Source organism: Lentzea sp. NPDC058436 (assembly GCF_042721515.1).
Lineage (GTDB): Bacteria > Actinomycetota > Actinomycetes > Mycobacteriales > Pseudonocardiaceae > Lentzea.
In genome coordinates this window covers 122358-145069 of the sequence record NZ_JBHXLF010000003.1, presented here as the reverse complement: position 1 = coordinate 145069, position 22712 = coordinate 122358, and the positions used below count along the sequence as shown (strand labels likewise).

The window sequence follows — 22712 nt, the reverse complement described above, 5'->3', positions numbered from 1 at the left end:
ACCTGCGGTTACCGTGCGATCGGTAGCCTGTGGACAGCCGGGAACCGAAGATGCGTTTCGATCGTTGCGTGACAAGGAAGCGCGCGGGGGAGCCTGGCCGTGCTGCCGCTGCCTCTCTCGCCGCTGCCGCTGCTGTCTCTTGCGGGCCCCAGGTTGCCGGCGGCTCGGCTTGCCGTCCGTCCCCGGCTCGGCCGCCTGGCCCGGAAGGGTGCCCGGGGTGCGGCTTTTGCCGTAGCCGTGGCAGGGGCCGTCCGGGTCATGACTGCCCGCGCACCCCTGGACCCGTAGGGTGGCGGGAGTGGAAGTGGAAGCAGCAAAGCGGCCGCCGCGGACCTACGGAATCCTGCGCGCCGTGAGCGGTGTGCTCGCGGTGGGCTTGGTGCTGCTCGCCCTGGGGAACATCGGCGTCCAGTTCTACGCGAACTCCCGCGACCTGCCGGGGCCCGGCACGTTGTCCGTGGTCGCGCACGTGGTGGCGGCGTTGCTGGTGGTGGCGGCGCAGATCGTGGCCGACCGGTACGCGGACTGGAAGGCGCCGGTCGCCTCGTTCGCGGTGCTCGTGGTCACCGGCGTGACGCTGTGGACGTTCTGGTGGGCCTAGCCCGCCGTTGAGGCCGAGGCCGTTGGCGCGCCCGCCTACAAGGTGACCGCACCCGCTCGGGACGTGCTCCGGCTCAGGACGTGCCCGCTCGGGACGTGCCCGCTCAGGACGTGCCCGCTCAGGACGTGCCCGCTCGGGACGTGCCCGCTCGGGACGTGCCCGCTCGGGACGTGCCCGCTCGGGACGTGCCCGCTCGGGACGTGCCCGCCCAGCACGCGCCCGCCCACAAGGCGACCGCACCCGCTCGGGACGTGCTCCCGCTCAGGACGCGTCCGCTCACGACGTGAGCCAAGCCCTCCACGTGGGCAGCAGAGTGGCGATGAGGTCCAGCGGAGCCTCGGTGTTCGGGGAGTGCATCACGCCCGGCAACACGGCGAAGTCCGCGTCCAGCCGCTCCGCCATGTCGCGCTGGGCGGCGGGGGTCCAGGCGTCGTCCGCGTCGCCGCACACCACGAGGCACGGGGTGCCGGACGAGCGGAGGGTGCGGGCGAGCTTGGCCACCTGGTCCGGTTCGAAGCGCAGGCCGTTGCCCATGCCGAGGAGCGACGCCGCCTTCGACTTGAGGAACCTGCTGCGGTAGAAGTCCTTCAGTTCCTGCGGGAGGACCGCGTACGCCGGGTTCTGCTGGGAGCGCAGTTCGTTCAGCTTCTGGGTGCCTTCTACGCCCTGCTCGGCCAGCACGTGTTCGCCGACCTCCAGGACGGTGCGGCGTTCGCCTGCCGGGAGTTCCGACGGGCCCGTCGACATCAGCGTCAGGCCCGCGATCGGGGCTCCCGCGAAGGCTGCGGCCCGGCAGACGAGGCCGCCGTAGGAATGGCCCAGCAGCAGCACTTTGCGGCCGTCCGCCGCGATCTTGCCGATCAGCTCGGCGATCACCGTTCCCAGCGGGCCTGGGCGGTAGAGCGCCTCGTCGTCCGGGCCCGCCGAGTCCTGCTGGCCGGGGAGGTCCAGGGCCAGGACCTCGAAGCCCGCGTCCGCGATCGGGTCGAGCATCGGGGCGAAGTCCTCTTTGGACCCCGTGTAGCCCGGGACGAGCAGCACGGTCGTGCGCATCGCGTCGTCGCCCACCGCCGGTGCGCGCAGCGCCGCGATGGTGCCGTAGCGGCCCTGGAAGTCGACGCGTTGCGCCCGGTGCGGGCTGATCTGCGAGTACACGAGCTGAACTATCGCAGCGCGATCAGGGTTTCGCCACGCTGCTCGAGCACGACCGGACCGGCTGTGGCGAGTTGCACAGGGCCCGTGTGGCCCTCGCGGTCCAGGCGGATCGTGCCGACCACGGCGCCGGTGGCCTGCTCGTACACGCGCAGTCCCTCCTGCACCGGGATGACCGCGCGGCCCGCCAGCGTCGTGCCGGCGCCCAGGGTGCCCTCGGCCGTCCACAGTGGAGTGAGCGTCTCCAGCGACAGCGAGATCGTGCGGGAACCGGTGAACCAGAAGGCGTTCGTCTTGGTCGTGAAGACGCGCGCCACGTGGTTCGGCGGGTCGGTGAAGTCGGCGGCGGGGACGTCGATCTGCGCCTCGTTCACCTGGTTGCCGGTCTCGGCGTCGTAGATCAGCAGCCGGCTCGGGTTCGGCACGGCCACGGCGACGAGCTTTTCCGTGATGGCCACGATCTGCGCGTTCCTCGCGCCGGTGATGGCGCTGCCGAACACCTTGGGCTCGTCGGACTTGTCGGGGTTCGGCTTGAGGATCGTCACGCGGTCCGACGAGTCGTCGGGGCAGCGCTCGACCATCGCGAACTTCCCGGACGCCACGGCCACCGAGCCGTACGCGCAGCCGACGCGCGGCTGCTTGCCGGGGTTCACGATCGCCCGCAGGGCGCCGTACTCGAGCGAGCGCACCAGGTCGTCGCGCCGGTAGACCTCGACGAACTTCGAGCCGGTCGTGATCAGGTGCGAACCCTCGTTGAGCAGTGCCGTGCCCGGTTCCGCGTCGCCGTTGCGCTGCGCCCGCCGCTCGCCGGTCACGCCGTCGAGCGACGTGAGCTCCGAGCAGTTCTCGCCCTTGGAGTACAGGGCCATCGCCCGGCCCCACGCCGAGCTGACCACGCACAACGACAGATCGCGCTTGTACGTCCACCGCACGTCGCCGGTCAACGGGTCGCGCCCGCTGACCTCGCCGCCGTCCCCGGTCACGACCGTCGAGGGCTTCTCCTCGCCGGTGTCCTTCGACGGCGTCTGCACGACCACGGGCGACAGCGACGCGCCGCTCTTCGCGCGCCACACCTCGGCGAGCGACGGCGGCAGCGTGGCCACCTCGGGCAGCGGCGCCCACGACGACGGCCCGGTGACCGACGTCGTGGCGCGAGCATCGCTGAAAGCCCACGTCAGGACCGACGCCACCACCGACACCACCGCGATCAAGGCGACCGCGATGAAGTCGGCGCGGGTGCGCCAGGACCGGGCGGGCGGACGTTCCTCGACGGGCGGCGCGGTCTCGTGCGCGGGCTCGTCGAGGACGTCCTCGACGTCGGTGACGTCGGAACCGGGGGACGACATGGTGATCAGTCTGCCGAAGGAGCGGCCTGTTCGGCAGAGCTTCGGCGACGACGGCGCCTGCGCGGCTTGTCGGAGGCGGACTTCTCGGCGCCCTCGGGAGCCGACTGCGCCTGCTCACCGCCCTCCTGCGTCACGCCGGCACGGCTGCGCGTGCGCGAACGGCTCCGCTTCGGCCTGGTCTCCTCGTTCGCCTCCGCGGCCTGCTCGCCGTCGGAACGGGAGGAGCCGGGACGACGGGTGCGGCGCTTGCGCTTGCCCGTGTCGAGCTGCTCCTCCTCTTCGGCGTCGAGGCCCGCGCGGGTGCGGTGGCTCAGCGGCAACCTGCCCGTGGACCCGGACGGGATGTCCAGGTCGTAGAACAGGTGGTCGGACGTGGAGTACGTCTCCACCGGCAGCGGCGCGCCGAGGCCGAGCAGGTCGTTGACGACCTGCCAGCGGTTCGTCTCGTCCCAGTCGACGAACGTGACCGCGACACCCGTGCGCCCGGCACGGCCCGTGCGGCCGATGCGGTGCACGTACGTCTTCTCGTCCTCGGGGCACTGGTAGTTGATGACGTGCGTCACGTCGTCGATGTCGATGCCGCGCGCGGCGACGTCGGTGGCGACCAGCACGTCGACCTTGCCGGCGCGGAACGCCCGCAGCGCCTTCTCGCGCGCGCCCTGGCCCAGGTCACCGTGCACGGCGGCCGCGGCGAACCCGCGTTCGGTCAGGTCGTCGGCGACCTTCTGCGCGGTCCGCTTGGTCCGCGCGAAGACCATCGTCAGACCCCGGCCACGCGCCTGCAGCGCACGGGCGAGCATCTCCGGCTTGTCCATCGAGTGCGCGCGGTAGACGAACTGCGAGGTGTTCTCGTGCGTCTGGCCGGCGTCGTTCTCCTCGGCACGGATGTGCGTCGGCTGGTTCAGGAACGTGCGGGCCAGCGTGATGATCGGGCCCGGCATGGTCGCGCTGAACAGCATCGTCTGCCGCTCGTCCGGGACCATGTTCAGGATGCGCTCGATGTCGGGCAGAAAGCCCAGGTCGAGCATCTCGTCGGCCTCGTCCAGCACGAGCATGCGGACCTTGCCGAGCACCAGGTGGCGCTGTTCGGCCAGGTCGAGCAGGCGGCCGGGCGTGCCGATGACGACGTCCACGCCCTTGCGGAGCTGCGCGATCTGCCGCTCGTAGGGGATACCGCCGTAGATCGCCGCGACCTTCAGGTCGAGGTGCTTCGACGCGTCGGTGAGGTCGTGCGCGACCTGGAGGCACAGCTCACGGGTGGGCACGACCACGAGGGCCTGCGGGGTGCCGTCGCCGGGCAGGTCGACGCGGTGCAGCAGCGGCACGCCGAACCCGAGGGTCTTGCCGGTGCCGGTGCGCGCCTGGCCGATGACGTCGTCACCGGCGAGCGCGATCGGGAGCGTGAGCTCCTGGATGGCGAAGGTGCGCTCGATGCCGGCCTCGCTGAGCGCCTTGACGATCTCGTCGCGCACTCCGAGCTCGGCGAACGTGGGGGATTCGGTCTGCACCGGGGCGTCTGCCAGCAGCGGGTGCGACGTGTCTTCTTCGGTGGCGCCGGCCTCGCTGTGTTCCAGGAGAACCGGGTCCAGATGTGCTTCTACTTCAGCGGTCAGGGTGATCAGCCTCTCTCGTACCAAGCGCGTACGAGCCCTGGCCGGGCCTCTCGACCGCGCTCCGAAATCAGCTGCGGGAAAGGTGTACGCGCACCATTTCAACGCCGCGCAGCGTGGTCGTCACACTCGTCACGCCGGGCGTCCGGGGCCCATTCTACCTGGCAAGACACATTTGACCACTAGAGTTCGGTCTCATGGGTGTTGCGGAGGGTGTTGTCGATCTTCTGGGAGCGCTTGCATATGGCGAGCTCTCGGCTTTCGACCGGATGACGGAGGACTCGCGCACGGCGCCGACGCTGGCGGGCCGTGCCGCGCTCGCGCAGATGGCCGCGGCGGAGATCGGGCACTTCACACTGCTGCAGAAGCACCTCGCCGCCGAGGGCATCGCCGTCGAGGACGCGATGGCGCCGTTCGTGAAGGGCTTCGACGCGTTCCACGAGTCGACGAGCCCCAAGTCGTGGCTCGAGTCGCTCGTGAAGGCGTACGTCGGCGACGGGCTGGCGGCCGACTTCTACCGCGAGGTGGCGAACTGGCTCGACGAGCCGACCAAGGAGCTGGTGCTCCACGTGCTCGCCGACACGGGACACTCGGCGTTCGCTGAACGCGAAGTCCTGGCCGCCGTCGAGTCCGATCCGCGGGTCCGCGACCGGCTCGCGCTGTGGGGCCGCAGGCTCCTCGGAGAAGCGTTGACGCAGGCCCAGTACGTGGTGGCGGAGCGGGACGGGCTCTCGGAGCTCATCGTGCGGGGGTCGGGAGACCTCGCGGGGATCGGTCAGCTGTTCCGCCGGCTTCAGCAGTCGCACGCGCGGCGCATGACGCAGCTGGGTCTCGGCTAGGTAGGCTCGGCCCTAGATTTTTCTCTTGAGCACGGAGGTCAGCGTGGAGGTCAGGATCGGCGTCGCGGACAGCGGGCGCGAACTCGTCGTGACCAGTGAGCTCAACCCGTCCGAGGTCGAGTCCCTGGTGGCGGACGCGGTGTCCGGCAAGTCGAGCGTGCTGACGCTGGTGGACGCCAAGGGCGCGCGTTTCGTCGTGCCCGCTGGCCGCGTCGCGTACGTGGAGATCGGCCCGCAGGACTCGCGCAGGGTCGGGTTCGGCGCCTGAGTCGTCAGAGCGGAGAAGGGCCCCGGTCACCACGACCGGGGCCCTTCCCATTTCGAGAACGGCGCAGTATCGGACAAGGTCGGCGAACCCGCATTCCGGCCATGCGTCGAGGTCGCCTGAAGCGGTGAATGCGCTGGTAGGAGCGTTTGCATGCACCTAGCGTGACGGAGTCGTCACGCTGCTGAGGAGTGCTATGCGCGCCGCCCTGCTGGCTCTGTTGCTCGTGGTTTCGGCGACCACGTTCTCGCTGCCCGCGCAGGCCTACCAGTCGCACGCCGCCGGGTCGTGGTCCACGTCCTCGGCGCTGCCCGCGGCCAACGCCTCCGCGCGTTCCACGCTGTCGTCCGGCACCCAGGTCACGGCCTCGGTGTCCGGGGCGAACCTGCGGCTGACCACGCTGAACTCGCCACCCGGTGACCGGGGAGCGGTGCCCGGCAACTTCCGGCCGCAGATCCCGGCGAACACGGCGCTCATCGGCCTGACGGCGGCGTCAGCGGGCTGCGCGGGGTTCGTCGACTGCTTCAACCGCGGCACGCTGACGTTCTCGTTCAACCGGCCGGTGCGCGACCCGGTGCTGCACATCGCCGGCAGTGGCGCGACCGTCGGCAACACCGGCAGCACGCACGTCGCCCACACGCTGACCACGCCGGGAGTGACGCTCGACGGGCCGCTCGCGGGCGCGACGAACATGACGATCGGCCAGAACGGCACCCGCATCGAGGCCCCGAACCGCAACCTCAACGTGCTGTGCAACTCCAACGGCGCGAGGCTGGCGCCCGCGTCGTGCGGCAGCGTGAAGCTCAACGGCACGATCAGCTCCGTGAGCTTCCAGGTCGACATGCTCACCAACAGCAGCACCGCGACCGACGACTTCTACGTCGCGGGCGTCTCCGTGGACGAGGACTTCGGCGACGCGCCCGCGAGCTACGACGCCGGTTCCGCCGCGAGCCACACCATCAGCGATCTGGTGATGGGCTCGGGCGTGTCGGCCGACAACCCGGCGACGATCAACACCGGCAACACGACGCCGAGCCCCAAGGCGGTGGCGGCCGGCGCGGACAACAACCTGCCCAACGGCGACGACCTCGACGACGGCGTGGCGGCGTTCCCGCGCCTCGCCAGGTCGGACGCGGGCGAGGACTACTCGGTGCGGGTGGCCTTGTCCGGCGCTTCGCAACCAGGTCGAACCTGCGCATGGATCGACTTCAACGGCAACGACACGTTCGACAGCGGCAACGAACGCGCCTGCACGGACTTCCCGGCCGGTGCCACCTCGGTCACGGTCACGTGGAAGATTCCGGGGAGCATCAGGTGCGGCAACACCTACGCGCGCTTCCGGGCGAGCTACAACGTCGACCAGGTGCGCAACGAGAAGGGCCTCGCGGACAGCGGTGAGGTCGAGGACTACCGCCTGCCGGTCGAGTGCCTGGACATCAAGAAGTCCACGACAAAGACCACGGCGAACCCCGGCGAGCAGGTGCCGTACACGGTCACCATCACCAACTCCGGCGCCACCGACATCACCGGCCTGAGCGTCTCGGACGACCTGACGCAGGTCCTGGACGACGCGACGTTCAACAACGACCAGGCCGCCACCTCGGGCTCGATCTCCTACACCGCACCGAAACTGACGTGGTCCGGGGACATCGGCAAGGGCAAGACCGTCACGCTGACGTACTCCGTCACGGTCACGAACCCGATCACCGGCGACCACCAGTTGCGCAACGTCGTCGTCAGCAGCGCCGGCAACTGCCTGCTCGGCTCGACCGACCCCGACTGCTCGACCACGGTGAACACACCGGGCGTGAAGATCGAGAAGTCCGTCGACCGGCAGTCCGCGAACCCCGGTGACACGGTGAAGTACACCGTCAAGGTCACCAACACCGGCAAGACGCAGCTGAACGCGATGTTCGCCGACGACCTGACCAAGGTGCTCGACGACGCGACCTGGGGCTCCGCGACGGCGTCCAGCGGTACCGCGAACTTCGTCTCCCCGAAGCTGACCTGGACGGGCGCGCTGGCCGTCGGCGCGTCGGCGACGGTCACCTACACCGTGGTCGTGACAGGCAAGGGCGACAAGCAGCTGACGAACGTCGTCACGTCGGACACGCCGGGCAACAACTGCGTGCCGTCCTGCACGACCGAGACCCCGGTCTCCGGCATCACCTTCGAGAAGAAGGCCGACAAGCAGTCGGTGAACCCCGGCGAGACCGTGACGTACACCGTCACCGTCACGAACACGGGCAAGACTCCTTGGCAGGGCGCCACTTTCACCGACGACCTGGCGAAGGTGCTGGACGACGCGCAGTGGGTGTCGGCGCAGGCCTCCTCGGGCACCGCGGAGTTCGTCGCGCCGAAGCTGACCTGGACCGGCAACCTGCCGATCGGCGGCTCCGCGACCGTCACGTACACGCTGCGCGTCACCAACCCCGTCAAGGGCGACTTCCAGCTGGACAACGCGATCACGTCCACCACACCGGGTGGCAACTGCCCGCCGGGGTCGACCGATCCGAAGTGCGGCACGACCACACCGGTCGCGGGCCTGAAGATCGAGAAGTCCGTCGACCGGCAGTCCGCCAACCCCGGTGACACCGTCACGTACACGGTCAAGGTCACCAACACCGGCAAGACCTCGTTGAACGCCACTTTCTCCGACGACCTGGCGAAGGTGCTGGACGACGCGGACTGGATCGGCACCAGCGCGGGCACGTTCACCTCGCCCGTGCTCACGTGGACCGGTTCGCTCGCGGTCGGCGGCTCGGCCACCATCACGTACTCGGTGAAGGTGACCGGCAAGGGCGATCACCTGCTGGACAACGTGATCACGTCCACCACGCCCGGCACCAACTGCCCGCCGGACTCGACCGACGCCGACTGCCGCACCTCGACGCCGGTCTCCGGGGTGGAGATCAAGAAGGAGGTCGACCGGCAGTCGGCGAACCCCGGCGACACCGTGAAGTACACGGTCACCGTGCGGAACACCGGCAAGACGGCGCTGACCCCGTCGTTCGCCGACGACCTGACGCAGGTGCTCGACGACGCGACCTGGGGTTCGGTCACCGCGTCGAGCGGTACGGCGAACTTCGCGGCCCCGACGCTGACCTGGACCGGTGCGCTGGCGCCCGGCGAGGCGGCGACGGTCACGTACACCGTGGTCGTGACCGGCAAGGGCGACAAGCAGCTCACGAACGTCGTCACCTCGGAGACGCCCGGCAACAACTGCGTGCCGAACTGCACGACCACGACTCCGGTGTCCGGTGTCGAGTTCGAGAAGGCCGTCGACCGGCAGTCCGCCAAGCCCGGCGACACGGTCAAGTACACGGTGACCGTGCGGAACTCCGGCAAGACTCCGTTGCAGGGCGCGACCTTCATCGACGACCTGACGAAGGTGCTGGACGACGCCGAGTGGGTGTCCGCAGAGGCCTCGACGGGTTCCGCGTCCTTCACGGCACCGAAGCTGACGTGGACCGGTGACCTCGCGGCCGGCGGCACGGCGACCGTCACCTACACCGTGAAGGTCGGCGACCCGGCGGACTTCAAGCTGGACAACGTGATCACCTCGACCACGCCCGGCGCGAACTGCCCCGGTGGCGACAAGTGCTCGACCAGCACGCCGATCGCGGGGCTGCGGATCGAGAAGTCCGACGACCGCGACCAGGTCGTGCCCGGCGACACCGTGACCTACACGATCAAGGTCACCAACACCGGCCAGACCGTCCACACGGGAGCGTCGTTCACCGACGACCTGACGCAGGTGCTGGACGACGCCCGCTACAACGACGACGCGCAGGCCACGATCGGCGCCGTCACGCTGGTGTGGCCGAGGCTGGAGTGGAAGGGCGACCTGCCGATCGGGGCCGTCGCCACGATCACCTACACGGTGACGGTCAAGGACCCGAACCCCGGCGACAAGCGGCTCAACAACAGGATCACCTCGGACACGCCCGGCAACAACTGCCCGCCGGGGTCGAAGGACCCGTCGTGCAGCACCGAGACGCCCGGCCGTGAACTGACGATCGAGAAGAAGGCCGACCGGAAGTCCGCGAACCCCGGTGACTCGGTCACCTACACCGTGACGATCACCAACACCGGCCAGGTGCCGCTGACCGGCGCGAAGGTGACGGACGACCTGTCCGGCGTGCTCGACGACGCCACCTGGGTGTCCGGGCAGGCGACTCCGGGCACGGTCGCGCTCGTGGCACCGACGTTGACGTGGACCGGTGACCTCGCGATCGGGGCCACGGCCACGGTGACGTACGTGGTCCGCGTCAACGACCCGATCAAGGGTGACCACAAGCTGGTCAACCGCGTCAGCACCGAGGTTCCCGGCAACTGCCCGCCGGGCTCGACGGATCCCCGCTGCGGCACGACGACCCCGTTGCCCGGCATGGAGATCGTGAAGGAGGTCGACCGGAAGTCGGCGAACCCCGGCGACACCGTCACCTACACCGTGACCGTCCGGAACACGGGCCAGACCGAGCTGAACGCGTCGTTCCGCGACGACCTGACCCAGGTCCTCGACGACGCGACCTGGGGCGGCACGAGCGCGGGCACGTTCGCCTCGCCCGTGCTGACGTGGAACGGGGTGCTGCCGATCGGCGGCTCCGCGACCATCAAGTACACGGTCGTCGTGACCGGCAAGGGTGATCACCAGTTGACGAACGTCGTCACGTCCGACACCCCCGGCAACAACTGCGTGCCGAACTGCACGACCACCACGCCGGTGTCCGGTGTGGAGATCAAGAAGACCGCGGAGCCCACGTCGACCAAGCCCGGCGACACCGTCAAGTACACGGTGACCGTGCGAAACACCGGCAAGACCGTGCTCGACGCGTCGTTCCGCGACGACCTGACCGGCGTGCTGGACGACGCCACGTGGGTCGGCACGAGCGCGGGCACGTTCGTCTCGCCCGTGCTGACCTGGTCGGGACAGCTCGCGGTGGGCGAGACGGCGACCATCACGTACACGGTGAAGGTCACCGGCAACGGCGACAAGCGGCTGAAGAACGTCGTCACGTCCGAGACGCCGGGCAACAACTGCGCCGACGGCTGCACGACGGACACCCCGGTCGCTGCGCTGAAGCTGGTGAAGAAGTCCGAGCCGGCCACGACGAAACCCGGTGACACCGTCAAGTACACCGTGACGATCAGCAACACCGGTCAAACTGTCCACAGTGGAATCTCTGTGGCCGACGACCTGTCCGGTGTGCTGGACGACGCGACCTGGACCGGTGATCAGGCCGCTTCAGCGGGTTCGGTGTCGTTCGCGGCGCCGAAGCTGACGTGGACCGGTGATCTCGCGGTCGGCGCGTCGGTGACGGTCACGTACTCGGTGAAGGTCACGGGTGCGGGGGACAAGCGGCTGAAGAACGTGGTGTCGTCGGAGACCCCGGGCACGGACTGCTCGGAGGGCTGCACGACCGACACCCCGGTGGCGGGCCTCGCGATCGAGAAGAAGGTCTCGCCGGACAAGCCGGTGCCGGGTGACGTCGTGACCTACACGGTGACGGTGAAGAACACCGGCCAGACCGCACAGAAGGCCTCGTTCAGCGACGACCTGACCGGTGTTCTGGACGACGCGACGTGGAACGACGACGCGGCGACGACGGTGGGCGAAGTCGCTTACGCGGCGCCGAAGCTGACGTGGACCGGTGACCTGCCGATCGGGTCCGAGGCCGTCATCACCTACTCGGTGAAGGTGACCGCGGCCGGCGACCACCGGCTGAACAACGTCGTCACCTCGGACGCGCCCGGTGGCAACTGCCCGCCGGGGTCTGATGATCCGAAGTGTTCGACCTCGACGCCGTTGCCGGGCATGGAGGTCCGCAAGTCGGTCGACGTGAAGTCGGCCGGGCCCGGTGACACGGTCACGTACAAGATCGAGGTCGTGAACACCGGTCAGACCGACCTGATCGGTGCCTCGTTCACCGACGACCTGAGCAAGGTCCTCGACGACGCGACCTGGGGTGGCACGAGTGCGGGCACGTTCGCCTCGCCCGTGCTGACGTGGACCGGTGATCTCAAGGTCGGCGCCTCGGTGACCGTGACGTACAAGGTCAAGGTGAACAACCCGGTGGGCGGCGACTTCAGCCTGGACAACGTCGTGACGACGAAGACGCCGGGCGGCAAGTGCGTCGAGTGCACGACGGTGACGCCGATCGCAGGGCTGAAGCTGGTGAAGAAGGCCGAACCGGAGATGACCAAGCCGGGTGACACCGTCACGTACACCCTCACGGTCACCAACACCGGCAAGACGGTCCACAGTGGAATCTCCGTCACCGACGACCTGTCCGGTGTGCTGGACGACGCCACGTGGATCGGCACGAGCGCGGGCACGTTCACCTCGCCCGTGCTGACGTGGACGGGCGACCTGGCCGTCGGCGAGTCGGTGACGATCACGTACTCGGTGAAGGTGACCGGTGACGGCGACAAGCGGCTCAAGAACGCCGTGACGTCGGACGTGCCGGAGACCGACTGCTCGGACGGCTGCACCACAGACACCCCGGTCGCCGGCTTCCAGATCGTGAAGAAGGCCGACCGGACCGAGGCCAGGCCCGGCGAGAAGGTCACCTACACGATCACCGTCAAGAACACCGGCGCCACGGTGCTGCAGGACGCCACGTTCGTCGACGACATGACCGAGGTGCTCGACGACGCCACCTACAACGGTGACGCGGCGTCGACCTCGGGCTTCGCGACCTACGCCGAGCCGAAGCTGACGTGGAAGGGCACGCTCGGCCAGGGCGCGGAGGCGACGGTCAGGTACTCGGTGACCGTCACGAGCAAGGGCGACCTGCGGCTGAAGAACGTCGTCACGTCCGACACCCCGGGCTCGAACTGCCGCGACGGCTGCGCGGTCGAGGTGCTGGTGCCGCGGCTGGAGATCGTGAAGAAGGCCGACACGACCTCCGCGAAGCCCGGTGACCTCGTCGCCTACACCGTGACGGTCACGAACACCGGCCAGACGGCGTTGCCGGCGGCGAGCTTCGTGGACGACCTGAGCGGCGTGCTCGACGACGCGTCCTTTGTGGACACGAGTGCCGGTGTGTTCTCCAAGCCGAAGCTGACGTGGACCGGCGAACTCGCGATCGGGGCCACGAAGTCGGTCACCTACCGGGTGCGGGTGAACGACCCGCCGACCGGCGACTTCGTGCTGCGCAACGTGGTCACGTCCGACACGCCGTCGAACTGCCCCGGTGAGGAGTGCGGCACCGAGACCCCGGTGTCGGGCGTGGAGATCGTGAAGAAGGCGGACCGCGCCGAGGCGAAGCCGGGCGACCGGATCACCTACACCGTGACCGTCAGGAACACGGGTCAGACGCCGGTCGACGCGTCGTTCACCGACTCGCTGGCCGACGTGCTGAAGCACGCGAACTGGGGCGGCACCGACGCGGGCACGTTCGCGGCACCGGTGCTGACCTGGTCCGGTGAGCTGGCGGTCGGTGCCACGGCCACGGTCACGTACTGGGTGACCGCGACCGGGTCCGGTGAGCTGCGCAACGTCGTGACCTCGGACGTGCCGGGCTCGAACTGCAAGCCCGGCGGCTCCGACCCGAGGTGCTCGGCGACCGTGAAGGTGCGGCAGGACTCGCCGATTGCGTGGACCGGCTTCCCTGCGCTGCCACTGGTGGCGTTCGGCCTGGTCCTGCTGCTGGCGGGTGTGTTGATCAGGCGCCGGGCCTAGTGCTCGACCGGCTCCTCGATCTTGTAAGGCGGAGTGGACGTGCCACCGACCCGGTAGCGGCCCCACGGGTCCTGGTCGGTGAGCGTCCCCTCCGCCTCGCCGGTGGGGGTGCGCAGCAGCGCGGACCGCGCGCCTCCTTCGACCCGGCTCGTGACGTCGTCGTTCGCCTTCACGCGGCCGTACCAGTGGTAACGGCCGTCGATCGGCTGGAAGTAGCCCCGCAGGTCGACCTCGACGGCGACCTCGTCGGAACCGAACACCAGGACCGCGGAGCCGCTGTAGCCCTCTTCGTCGTGCTCGCTCATCAGTCCACCAATCTGAGAGGGGTGAGTGGCGTTGCGGGATCGATCTCGACCCCTGCCGCGCGCAGCAGTCCGTCGAGGGCGTGCCAGATGATCGTGGCCAGGTAGTCGCTCAGGTTGGCGCGCGACATCGTCTGGCGGTCGAGCCACCAGTCGCCGGCGTTCTGCACCATGCCGACGAGCGCGTGCGCCCACGGCTCGGCGCCGCCGGAGTCCATGTCGAACGCGCGCAGGTAGTCGCCGATGATGCGGGCCAGGGTGGCGGCGATGAGGTTCTTGTCCTCCGCCACCACGTCCTTCTCGACCGGCCGGTCGACGAACGAGCCCTTCACGACGAACCGGTAGAGGTTCGGGTTCTCCTCGATGACCGACAGGTAGGCGTCCACGATCCGTTCGATGCGGTCGCGGATCGAGCCCTCGGCGACGAGCGCGGGACCCATCCGGTCCATCAGCACCTCGGTCGCCTTCTGGCCCACCGCCAGGTACAGGTCGGACTTGTCGGTGAAGTGCCTGTACAGCACGGGTTTGCTGACGCCGGCCTCCGCGGCCACGTCGTCCATGCCGACGTCCGGGCCCTTCTTCGCCACGGCGGCGATCGTGGCCTCCACGAACTCCGCCCTGCGCTGCTCGCGATGACCCTTCCACCGCTCACGTCGCGCGTCCGGCCCCTTGACAGTACGTGCCATGTGACGCACGCTACCAGAAGTAACCGTTACCTCAAGTAACACTTACCGGGGAGGGCAATCGATGAGGGTCGCCGATCGGGAGAAGACCGCGGAACGGCTGCTCAAGTCGTCCGCCGAGAAGTTCTACGACCCCGAGGTGGACATCGACTGGTCCGCACCTCTGGTGGACGGCCTCTTCTACATCCCTGAAAAGCGCATCTCGCTCTACGGCACCCCGCTGTACGACACGCTCACGCAGGAGCAGCGGATCGAGCTGTCGAAGCACGAGCTGGCGTCCATCGCGTCGGTGGGCCTGTGGTTCGAGCTGCTGCTGATGCAGATGCTGGTCAAGATGGTCTACAACACCGACCCGACCTCGCGGCACGCCCAGTACGCGCTGACCGAGGTCGCCGACGAGTGCCGGCACTCGACGATGTTCGCGCGCCTGGTCGAACGGATCGGCTGCCCGGCCTACGGGCCGACGAAGCACACGCACCGCATGGGCAAGCTGCTGCCGGTCATCGGCTACGGCCCCGCGATGTACGGCTCGATCCTGGTCGCCGAGGAGATCCTCGACCGGCTGCAGCGCGAGGCGATGACCGACGACACCATCCAGCCGATCGTGCGGATGGTGAACCGCATCCACGTGCTGGAAGAGGCACGTCACGTGCGGTTCGCCCGCGAGGAGCTGCAGCGCGGCATGCACGGGCTCAAGGGCTACGAGAAGCCGTACCAGAAGTGGCTGATCGGGTACGTGTCGATGATGATCACCCGCGCGATCATCAACCCCGACGTGTACGCGGCCGTCGGCCTGGACGTGCGCGAGGCCCACCGCCAGGCGCTCGGCAACCAGAAGTTCCAGGAGACCATCCGCTGGTCGGGGGAGCGGATCATGTCGTTCCTCGACGAGGCCGGACTCGTGGGAAGGCCGGGGATGCGCTCATGGCGTCGCTCGTTCCTGCTCGGCTGAACGTCGTCACGTCGGGGCCTTCGTCCTCCGACGTGACCGCCGTGCTGCTGCACGGCTGGACGATGGACCTCACGACGTGGGACCGCGTCGCCGCCGCGCTGCCCGGCCGGGTCGTGCGCTACGACGTGCGGGGTCACGGGCTGTCGGCGGGCACCGGCACCGGGACGATCGCGGAGCTCGCGGACGACCTGGCGGCGGTGCTGGAGAAGCACGTGCCCACCGGGCGGATCGTGCTGGCGGGCCACTCGCTGGGCGGCATGACGATCATGGCGCTGGCCGAGCAGCACCCAGAACTGTTCGCGCGCGTGTCCGGCGTGGCGCTGATCGCCACGTCGTGCGGCAACCTGCCCCGGCAGAGCGGCGTGGAGCGACTCGCGGGGAAGTGGCTGGTCAAACGGCCCAAGGTCGGGTTCGGCCGGGTGCTCGCGCCGGGCCTGCGGGTGACGTTCGGGCGGCGTCCGCGCTGGGCCGACGTGCGGGCAGCGGCGGCGATGGCGGGGAACACGTCCGGCGAGGCGTTCGTCGGGATCCGCGAGGAGCTGACGCTGCACCAGCGGCGGGAGGCGCTCGCGGTGCTGTCGGAGATCCCGACCGTGGTCATGGCCGGGTCGTGGGACGTGCTGACGCCGATGCGGCACTCGCGGGTGCTGGCGGACGCGCTGCCGTCGGCGCGGTTCGTGATCTACCCGAAGACCGGGCACATGCTGCCGCTCGAACGGTCCGAGGACGTGGCGAGACGGATCGCCGCCCTGATGTGACGGGGCCGACGTGAGAACTGACTGAGCGAACGGGCCCTCGCCTGCAGGCGGGGGCCCGTTCGCTTGCCTCATTTCAACTTGTGTGCGGCCTCCTGCGCCAACAGGAGGCCGCTGATCCCCGTGCTCGGCTGAGCCCTCAGCGTGCCTGGGGAAGCTCTGTTCCATGCGGTTCGTTTTGGTGCCAAAACAAACCGCTTACTTACGATAGTGCTGTTTTCGCGGTAGGCAAAACCAGAGGGTGCGGGTTCTGGACGCTTGTGGACTCCGGCCGCAGATTGGACGTGCTCCAAGTGCAATGGCGGGACCTGCGTTTATCGGGCCTGCTGGATAGTCCTGGATGATTCTGGACGATTCTGTACTTGCGTGACGGTGTCGTGTGTTTTGTGAACCGCTCCTATTAGTGCCAAGATCGTGTGCCATCAGGCAGGTCCTGATCCGGATCGAAGCAGCGCCAACTGCGCAGATCCGGGCACAAGCGTTCAACAGCCTCGGCTGAGCCCGGCAACCGTGACCTTCATGCGGATAGGAAGCTCCTTTGGGAACCGCTCGTTCTTTGGCGTGCGCGCCACGCACTTCTTGTCGTTCAGCCGTCCTGCTGCAGCTCTCGCAGATGGCGATGGCATACATCTTCGTCGTGTCGATGCTCTCGACAGGTCACGAGCCGCAGGTGGTGGCAGCAATGGTGGCCGTCCTGCTCGTGCTGGTCTCCGTGGTGACACGTCCCGCGCCGAACCTCCGCGCCGCTCTCGGCCGGGCGCTGGAGGTGCGGTGAGGCCAGTTGGTCCGGAAAGAAGCGGCCGGTTCGCGCCGCTGTCGGTGATCGTGGCCGCGGCATATCGCGAAGCGGGCGAAAAGATTCCAGCTCAGGTGAAATCGATGCTCGTCCGCCGTGATGCGTCTTGGTCCTGGCTCGCGGCCCAAATGTTCGACCTCGACATTTCGGTGGGAACCAGGAAGCAGCTGAAGGCGGCCTTTCATCGGGAGCACCCGGCCGAGGGGGAGGAATCGGCTGAGCACAGGCCGGCGCGGCCGACATCGGACGGGGAACTGCACGCGGCGACACCTCGGGGGTTCAACGCCCTGCTGAAGCTTCTGCACCAGCGCTCCGGGGTCAGTCCGGCGGTTCTCGCGAAGCGGGCGGGACCGGAACTGCCGCGCAGTCAGGCGTACGAACTGGTCAGGAACGGTCGCGCCGGCCTGCCGACCAAGCTCGGACAGGTGCGGGCGTTCGCGACGGCGTGCGGCCTGTCCGTCCGTCAGGTCGACGTGCTCGTCAAGCTGTGGGCCGACCTGCGTGACGGTTCGTCGACGGGACCGTCGTCGGTCTTCGAAAGGGACCTGGCACGGTTCCTGGAGAAATACGACAAGTTCGTCGACAAGCACGACGCGATGGGCGCGGGTGCGATGAAGGTCGATCTCGTCCTGGCGGGCCAGGTCTCGCGAGGACGGCTGCTCGTGAGCGAAGGCCAACGGCGGCAACGCCGCCGCTTGTAGAGGGCGCGTCCAGGGCTTCGTCGTCGATCGGGGAAGCCCTGGACGCCACGCGGTCAGTGCTGCAGCGGGAAACCGCCACCGATGCCGCGCCACGCCAGGTTGGAGATCAGCGCGACCGCCTCCTCCTTCGGCACCCTGCGGTTGTCCGCGAGCCACGACCGGGCGGTGACCTGCGACAGCCCGACGAGGCCGACGGCCAGCAGCCGCGCGCGTTCCGCGTCGAGGCCGGCGTCCGCGGTGATGGTGTCGGTGATCGCGTCGACGGAGTCCGTCGTGGCGCGCTCGACGGCGGACTGCACGGACGGTTCCGAGCGCAGGTCCGACTCGAACACCATGCGGAACGCCTGGCCCTCGCCGTCCACGAAGTCGTAGAAGGCGGCCACGGCGGCACGCACGCGCAGCTTGTTGTCCGTGGTGGAGCCGATGGCGGTGCGGACGCGGCCGACCAGCTCGTCCACATGGGACTCCAGCAGTGCCATGTAGAGCTCGAGCTTGCCCGGGAAGTGTTGGTACAGCACAGGCTTGGACACGCCGGCACGCTCGGCGATCTCGTCCATCGCCGCGGCGTGGTAGCCGTTGGCGACGAACACGTCCTGCGCCGCTGCCAGCAGTTGCGCGCGGCGGGCGGTGCGCGGCAGTCGAACGCCCCTTCCAGCGGGTGCGCTCTGCGCCGTCTCCGTCATGGTGCCTCCAGCACGAGTGATGCGCCGTCGGAGAGGGGTTGCCTGACCGAGGCTGAGAGCAACCTTACTCGCTGGTAGCCCACATGCGGGAACCATCTCGGCCCGATTTCCCGCATCCTGGTCTGGTGAGCACGTTCATTCCCGCCCCGTTGTCCACCGTCGCGCTGCCGCCGCTGGACACGTCGCAGACGCCGTGGCCAGGAGAGTTTCAGCAGCTAGACGGTCACGAGGTGCATGTGAGGCACACTCCGGGTGACGGTCCGGAGGCCGTGTACGTGCACGGTCTTGGCGGGTCCGCGACGAACTGGACAGATCTCGCGGCCCAGCTCCGCGACCACGTCACCGGCCACTCGATCGACCTTCCCGGGTTCGGGCGTTCGGAGCCGATTCCTGGCTACGACTTCAGTCTCGCCACGCACGCGCGCACCGTCACCAAATACCTGGAAACGCTCTCACAGCCGGTGCACCTGTTCGGCAACTCGATGGGCGGCGCGATCTCGGTCATCGTCGCCGCGGGCAGGCCGGACCTCGTGAAGACGCTCACGCTGGTCTCCCCGGCCGTGCCCGACTTCCGGCCGCGCCTCGACCGCATGTCCGACCCGCGGATGGCGCTCGCCGTGCTGCCGCTGGTCGGTGCCAGGGTCCGCCGTGAGCTCGCGAAGCTGACCCCGCACCAGCGCACCCGGCAGATGCTGAAGCTGTGCTTCGCCGACCCGAGCGTCGTGCCGGACAACCGCATCGAGGAGTCGATCAGGGAGAACGAGGAGCGCGCCCGGCAGAAGTGGGCGGGTCAGGCGCTCAACCGCAGCACGGTCGGTCTCGTGCAGAGCTGGCTCACGCCCGGCGCGAAGTCGCTGTGGCGGCTGCTGCCGTTGGTGCAGGCGCCGACGCTGGTGCTCTGGGGCGAGAACGACAGGCTCGTCAGCGTGCAGAAGGGTCCTCGGACGGCGCGCGCCCTGCCGAAGGGACGACTGCTGGTGCTCGCCAAGACCGGCCATGTCGCCCAGATGGAACGGCCCGCCACCGTGGCGAGGGCCGTCCTGGGCATGTGGGAGGCGGTCGACCGCAACACATGGTGATGAACGACGGCCATACGGGGGATGTGGGACCCTGGACCACGTGAATCGCGCCCCCGAGCGAGGACGACCTGCTCCGCCCGCTGACCGCTACCGCCGCGGCGAGCGCCGGACCAGCGCGGAACCGCTCGCGGCCGCGTGGGAACCGGACGCCACCCAGGCGATGCGGCGGCCCCGCAAGAAGCGCGGTGTGAAGAAGCTCGTCGCCAACTACGGGTGGCGGATCTACGCGATCCCGGTCCTGCTCGTCCTGACGGCCCTCGTGGTGCTCGACACGGTGCAGCCGAAGGCGCCCGCGACCGGGGGCGACGGCGGCAGCACGAACGCCGCCGAGACGCCCGTGAGCACGCCCGAGGCGCCCGCGTCCGAGGTGCCGGGCAAGAAGCCGGACCTGAAGATCCCGACCGCCGAACTGCCGGGCGGCCCCGCCTTCTCGGAGGACGGCGTCGGCACGTTCAAGGTGGTCGGCGGCAGCGGGCCCAGGGTCGGCGAGGGCAACGCGCCGAAGTTCCGCAAGTACGCGATCGCCATCGAGGACGGCGTGAAGCCGTCCGACTACAACGACGACGCGGCCGCGTTCGCGCGCACGGTCGAGGGGATCCTGTCCGACCCGCGCAGCTGGGTCGGCACCAAGCAGGTCGCGCTGCAGCGGGTCGAGGCCAACCAGAACCCGGACTTCTTCGTGGCGCTCACCACCACGAAGACCACGCACACGCTCTGCGGCAAGGAGATCCCGTTCGAGACCTCCTGCTTCAACCCCGGTCAGAAGCGCGTGATCATCAACGTCGCCCGCTGGGTGCGCGGTGCCATGGTCTACGGCTCCGACCTGGCCGGATACCGGACCTACGTGATCAACCACGAGGTCGGGCACGCCCTCGGCAGCGGCCACGCGGCCTGCGCGGAGAACGGCGCGCCGGCCCCCGTGATGATGCAGCAGACGTTCGGCGTCTCGAACGACTTCGTCTCGCAGCTCAACGCCGGGCAGGACGTGGTGCCGGCCGACGGCAAGGTGTGCACGCCGAACGCGTTTCCCGCAGGCTGAGACAGCTTTCCAACCGGGAAGAGTCGAGGCAGGGTAGACGTTGTCTCGGATACGGAGACATTCGTCGAGGAGGACCAGCATGGCGCTTCCGCCGCTCGTTGAGCCAGCCGCGGAGCTGACCAAGGAAGAAGTCGCGCGCTACAGCCGCCACTTGATCATCCCGGACGTCGGGGTGGACGGGCAGAAGCGGCTGAAGAACGCGAAGGTGCTCGTCGTCGGCGCGGGCGGCCTGGGCAGCCCGGCACTGCTGTACCTGGCCGCGGCCGGGGTCGGCACGCTCGGCGTCGTGGACTTCGACGTCGTGGACGAGTCGAACCTGCAGCGCCAGGTGATCCACGGCCAGTCCGACGTCGGCCGCCCGAAGGCGGAGTCCGCCAGGGACTCGGTCGCCGAGATCAACCCGTTCGTCAAGGTGAACCTGCACCAGACGCACCTCAACTCCGAGAACGCGCTGGAGATCTTCCGCGACTACGACCTGATCCTCGACGGCACCGACAACTTCGCCACCAGGTACCTGGTGAACGACGCCGCGGTGCTGCTGGGCAAGCCGTACGTGTGGGGTTCGATCTTCCGGTTCGAGGGCCAGGTCAGCGTCTTCTGGGAGGACGCCCCGAACGGCCAGGGCCTCAACTACCGCGACCTCTACCCGGAGCCGCCGCCTCCCGGCATGGTCCCGTCGTGCGCCGAGGGCGGCGTGCTGGGCGTGCTGTGCGCGTCGATCGGCTCGATCATGGTGACCGAGGCGATCAAGCTGCTCACGGGCATCGGCGACCCGCTGCTGGGCCGTTTGATGGTCTACGACGCGCTGGAGATGTCGTACCGGACCATCAAGATCCGCAAGGACCCCGAGTCCCCGAAGATCACCGAGCTGATCGACTACGAGGCGTTCTGCGGTGTCGTGTCCACGGACGCGCAGCAGGCGGCCGCGGGCAACACGATCACGCCGCTCGAGCTCAAGCACAAGCAGGAGTCCGGTGAGGACTTCCTGCTGGTGGACGTGCGCGAGCCGCACGAGTACGAGATCGTCAAGATCCCGGGCTCGGTGCTGATCCCGAAGGACAAGATCCTCTCGGGCGAGGCGTTCTCGGAGCTGCCGCAGGACAAGCCGCTGGTGCTGCACTGCAAGTCCGGTGCCCGTTCCGCGGAGGCGCTCGCGGCGCTGCACAAGGCGGGCTTCAAGGACGCCGTGCACGTCGGTGGCGGCGTGCTGGCGTGGGCCCGCGAGGTGGACCCGAGCCTGCCGACGTACTAACGGCGATGGGTGCTTTCGGAGGCTTTCGGCCCCGAAAGCACCCATCACTCGTTCGGCTTTTCGGGTGGCGGCGCGAATCACGCCGTGCCGTGATCCACCACCCGGACGGTCTAAGCAGGTAGCGTGCCCGACCGTGACCCGGTCCCCCGAACCGCCCCCAGCGCACGTGCGTGCGGCGTTCGGGGCACGTGACGCCGAGCCAGAGCTCATCGACGGCGGCCCCGCCTGGCGGTGCGGCGACGCCACGATCCGGCCCGCGCCCAAGCCCGCCGAGGCCACCTGGATCGCCAAGACCCTCGACGGCCTCGACGTGCACCACCTGCGCATCGGCAGGCCGCTCAGATCGACCGACGGCCGGTACGTCGTCGGCGGCTGGTCCGCCACCAAGTTCCTCGCCGGCCGGGCCGAGGCGCGCCACGACGAGGTCATCGCCGTCGCGCAGCGCCTGCACCAGGCCACGGCCGAGCTCGCAAAGCCACGGTTCCTCGAAACCCGCACGGACGTGTTCGCCGTCGCCGACCGCAAGGCGTGGGGCGAGGAGGACGTGCCGCTGGAGGCCGACCTCGGCGGACGGCTGTTCGAGCTGCTGAAGGAACGGCGGAAGCCGCTCAACCTCAAGCCGCAGGTCGTGCACGGAGACCTGTTCGGCAACGTGCTGTTCGCGGGCAACGCGCCGCCGGCCGTCATCGACTTCACCGCGTACTGGCGCCCCGCCGAGTGGGCCGCGGCCGTGGTCGCGGTGGACGCCGTCGCGTGGGGCGGCGCGGACTCCGGGCTGTTCCACCGCTGGAGCCACCAGGCCGAGTGGGAGCAGGCGCTGCTGCGCGCGATGCTGTTCCGCCTGGCCGTGCACGCGTTGCACCCGTTGTCGACGCCACAGTCCTTCGCCGGTCTGGAACGTGCTGCTCACCACGTCACGTCCCTGCTCTGAGCGGGCCAATTAGCAGGTACGAAACATTGCGGAGCATCG

Annotated in this window: 19 protein-coding genes; 13 read left to right on the top strand and 6 right to left on the bottom strand. The window is 69.1% G+C overall.

Annotated features, from left to right (window positions below; genetic code table 11):
- The first annotated feature begins 304 nt into the window (after nucleotides 1–304).
- Nucleotides 305–601, top strand: coding sequence for a hypothetical protein (locus tag ACFWN2_RS14315; protein ID WP_382427640.1), 297 nt, complete (start codon nucleotides 305–307; stop codon nucleotides 599–601).
- A gap of 80 nt (nucleotides 602–681) precedes the next feature.
- The gene (locus ACFWN2_RS14310) at nucleotides 682–888 is read left to right on the top strand and encodes a hypothetical protein (protein WP_382427638.1); all 207 of its coding nucleotides are present in this window, start codon (nucleotides 682–684) and stop codon (nucleotides 886–888) included.
- Here ACFWN2_RS14310 and ACFWN2_RS14305 read toward each other — a convergent pair.
- From ACFWN2_RS14305 to ACFWN2_RS14295, 3 genes are read right to left on the bottom strand one after another with little or no spacing between them, the layout of a single operon-like run.
- A complete protein-coding gene (locus ACFWN2_RS14305; protein WP_382427637.1) occupies nucleotides 878–1756 on the bottom strand; it encodes an alpha/beta fold hydrolase in 879 nt (292 codons plus the stop codon). The two genes, ACFWN2_RS14310 and ACFWN2_RS14305, sit on opposite strands and share 11 nt — an antisense overlap.
- Nucleotides 1757–1764: 8 nt before the next feature.
- Nucleotides 1765–3099, bottom strand: a complete 1335-nt coding sequence (locus ACFWN2_RS14300; RefSeq protein ID WP_382427636.1) for a hypothetical protein — start codon at nucleotides 3097–3099, stop codon at nucleotides 1765–1767.
- A gap of 5 nt (nucleotides 3100–3104) precedes the next feature.
- The gene (locus tag ACFWN2_RS14295) at nucleotides 3105–4736 is read right to left on the bottom strand and encodes a DEAD/DEAH box helicase (protein ID WP_382427634.1); all 1632 of its coding nucleotides are present in this window, start codon (nucleotides 4734–4736) and stop codon (nucleotides 3105–3107) included.
- 170 nt (nucleotides 4737–4906) lie between these two features.
- Between ACFWN2_RS14295 and ACFWN2_RS14290 the strand changes: the two genes are divergently transcribed.
- The 3 genes from ACFWN2_RS14290 to ACFWN2_RS14280 all read left to right on the top strand — a co-directional run bounded on the left by ACFWN2_RS14290 (nucleotide 4907) and on the right by ACFWN2_RS14280 (nucleotide 13500).
- On the top strand, nucleotides 4907–5548 hold the full coding sequence (locus ACFWN2_RS14290; protein WP_089909890.1) for a ferritin-like fold-containing protein: 642 nt from the start codon (nucleotides 4907–4909) through the stop codon (nucleotides 5546–5548).
- Nucleotides 5549–5591: 43 nt separating this feature from the next.
- Entirely contained in the window at nucleotides 5592–5816 is a 225-nt protein-coding gene (locus tag ACFWN2_RS14285; RefSeq protein WP_089910556.1) for a DUF3107 domain-containing protein, read from the top strand.
- A 193-nt stretch (nucleotides 5817–6009) separates the two neighbouring features.
- Nucleotides 6010–13500 (top strand): GEVED domain-containing protein, encoded by a 7491-nt coding sequence (locus tag ACFWN2_RS14280; protein WP_382427633.1) that lies wholly within the window; start codon nucleotides 6010–6012, stop codon nucleotides 13498–13500.
- On the opposite strand, the gene ACFWN2_RS14275 is transcribed toward ACFWN2_RS14280, so the two are convergent.
- Together ACFWN2_RS14275 and ACFWN2_RS14270 are read right to left on the bottom strand one after the other, a co-directional pair.
- Entirely contained in the window at nucleotides 13497–13805 is a 309-nt protein-coding gene (locus tag ACFWN2_RS14275) for a DUF4873 domain-containing protein (protein ID WP_382427632.1), read from the bottom strand. The two genes, ACFWN2_RS14280 and ACFWN2_RS14275, sit on opposite strands and share 4 nt — an antisense overlap.
- On the bottom strand, nucleotides 13805–14488 hold the full coding sequence (locus ACFWN2_RS14270) for a TetR/AcrR family transcriptional regulator (protein WP_382427631.1): 684 nt from the start codon (nucleotides 14486–14488) through the stop codon (nucleotides 13805–13807). The genes ACFWN2_RS14275 and ACFWN2_RS14270 overlap by 1 nt, the downstream gene beginning before the upstream one ends.
- Nucleotides 14489–14549: 61 nt before the next feature.
- Here ACFWN2_RS14270 and ACFWN2_RS14265 point away from each other — a divergent pair, with 61 nt between their 5' ends.
- The 4 genes from ACFWN2_RS14265 to ACFWN2_RS14250 all read left to right on the top strand — a co-directional run bounded on the left by ACFWN2_RS14265 (nucleotide 14550) and on the right by ACFWN2_RS14250 (nucleotide 17689).
- On the top strand, nucleotides 14550–15437 hold the full coding sequence (locus ACFWN2_RS14265) for a diiron oxygenase (protein ID WP_382427630.1): 888 nt from the start codon (nucleotides 14550–14552) through the stop codon (nucleotides 15435–15437).
- Entirely contained in the window at nucleotides 15410–16195 is a 786-nt protein-coding gene (locus ACFWN2_RS14260) for an alpha/beta fold hydrolase (protein WP_382427628.1), read from the top strand. The genes ACFWN2_RS14265 and ACFWN2_RS14260 overlap by 28 nt, the downstream gene beginning before the upstream one ends.
- Nucleotides 16196–16811: 616 nt before the next feature.
- Nucleotides 16812–16967: a hypothetical protein gene (locus ACFWN2_RS14255; protein WP_382427626.1), complete on the top strand. Its 156-nt coding sequence runs from the start codon at nucleotides 16812–16814 to the stop codon at nucleotides 16965–16967.
- A gap of 44 nt (nucleotides 16968–17011) precedes the next feature.
- Entirely contained in the window at nucleotides 17012–17689 is a 678-nt protein-coding gene (locus ACFWN2_RS14250; RefSeq protein ID WP_382427625.1) for a hypothetical protein, read from the top strand.
- Nucleotides 17690–17742: 53 nt separating this feature from the next.
- On the opposite strand, the gene ACFWN2_RS14245 is transcribed toward ACFWN2_RS14250, so the two are convergent.
- A complete protein-coding gene (locus ACFWN2_RS14245) occupies nucleotides 17743–18372 on the bottom strand; it encodes a TetR/AcrR family transcriptional regulator (RefSeq protein WP_382427624.1) in 630 nt (209 codons plus the stop codon).
- Between the two features lie 125 nt (nucleotides 18373–18497).
- Between ACFWN2_RS14245 and ACFWN2_RS14240 the strand changes: the two genes are divergently transcribed.
- The 4 genes from ACFWN2_RS14240 (at nucleotide 18498) to ACFWN2_RS14225 (ending at nucleotide 22673) form a co-directional block, all read left to right on the top strand.
- Nucleotides 18498–19451: an alpha/beta fold hydrolase gene (locus tag ACFWN2_RS14240; RefSeq protein ID WP_382427622.1), complete on the top strand. Its 954-nt coding sequence runs from the start codon at nucleotides 18498–18500 to the stop codon at nucleotides 19449–19451.
- A 40-nt stretch (nucleotides 19452–19491) separates the two neighbouring features.
- Nucleotides 19492–20490, top strand: a complete 999-nt coding sequence (locus ACFWN2_RS14235; protein ID WP_382427619.1) for a DUF3152 domain-containing protein — start codon at nucleotides 19492–19494, stop codon at nucleotides 20488–20490.
- Between the two features lie 79 nt (nucleotides 20491–20569).
- Complete coding sequence (gene moeZ, locus ACFWN2_RS14230) at nucleotides 20570–21742, top strand: adenylyltransferase/sulfurtransferase MoeZ (RefSeq protein ID WP_382427618.1); 1173 nt, start codon at nucleotides 20570–20572, stop codon at nucleotides 21740–21742.
- 133 nt (nucleotides 21743–21875) lie between these two features.
- The gene (locus ACFWN2_RS14225; protein ID WP_382427616.1) at nucleotides 21876–22673 is read left to right on the top strand and encodes a TIGR02569 family protein; all 798 of its coding nucleotides are present in this window, start codon (nucleotides 21876–21878) and stop codon (nucleotides 22671–22673) included.
- Nucleotides 22674–22712: the final 39 nt, after the last annotated feature.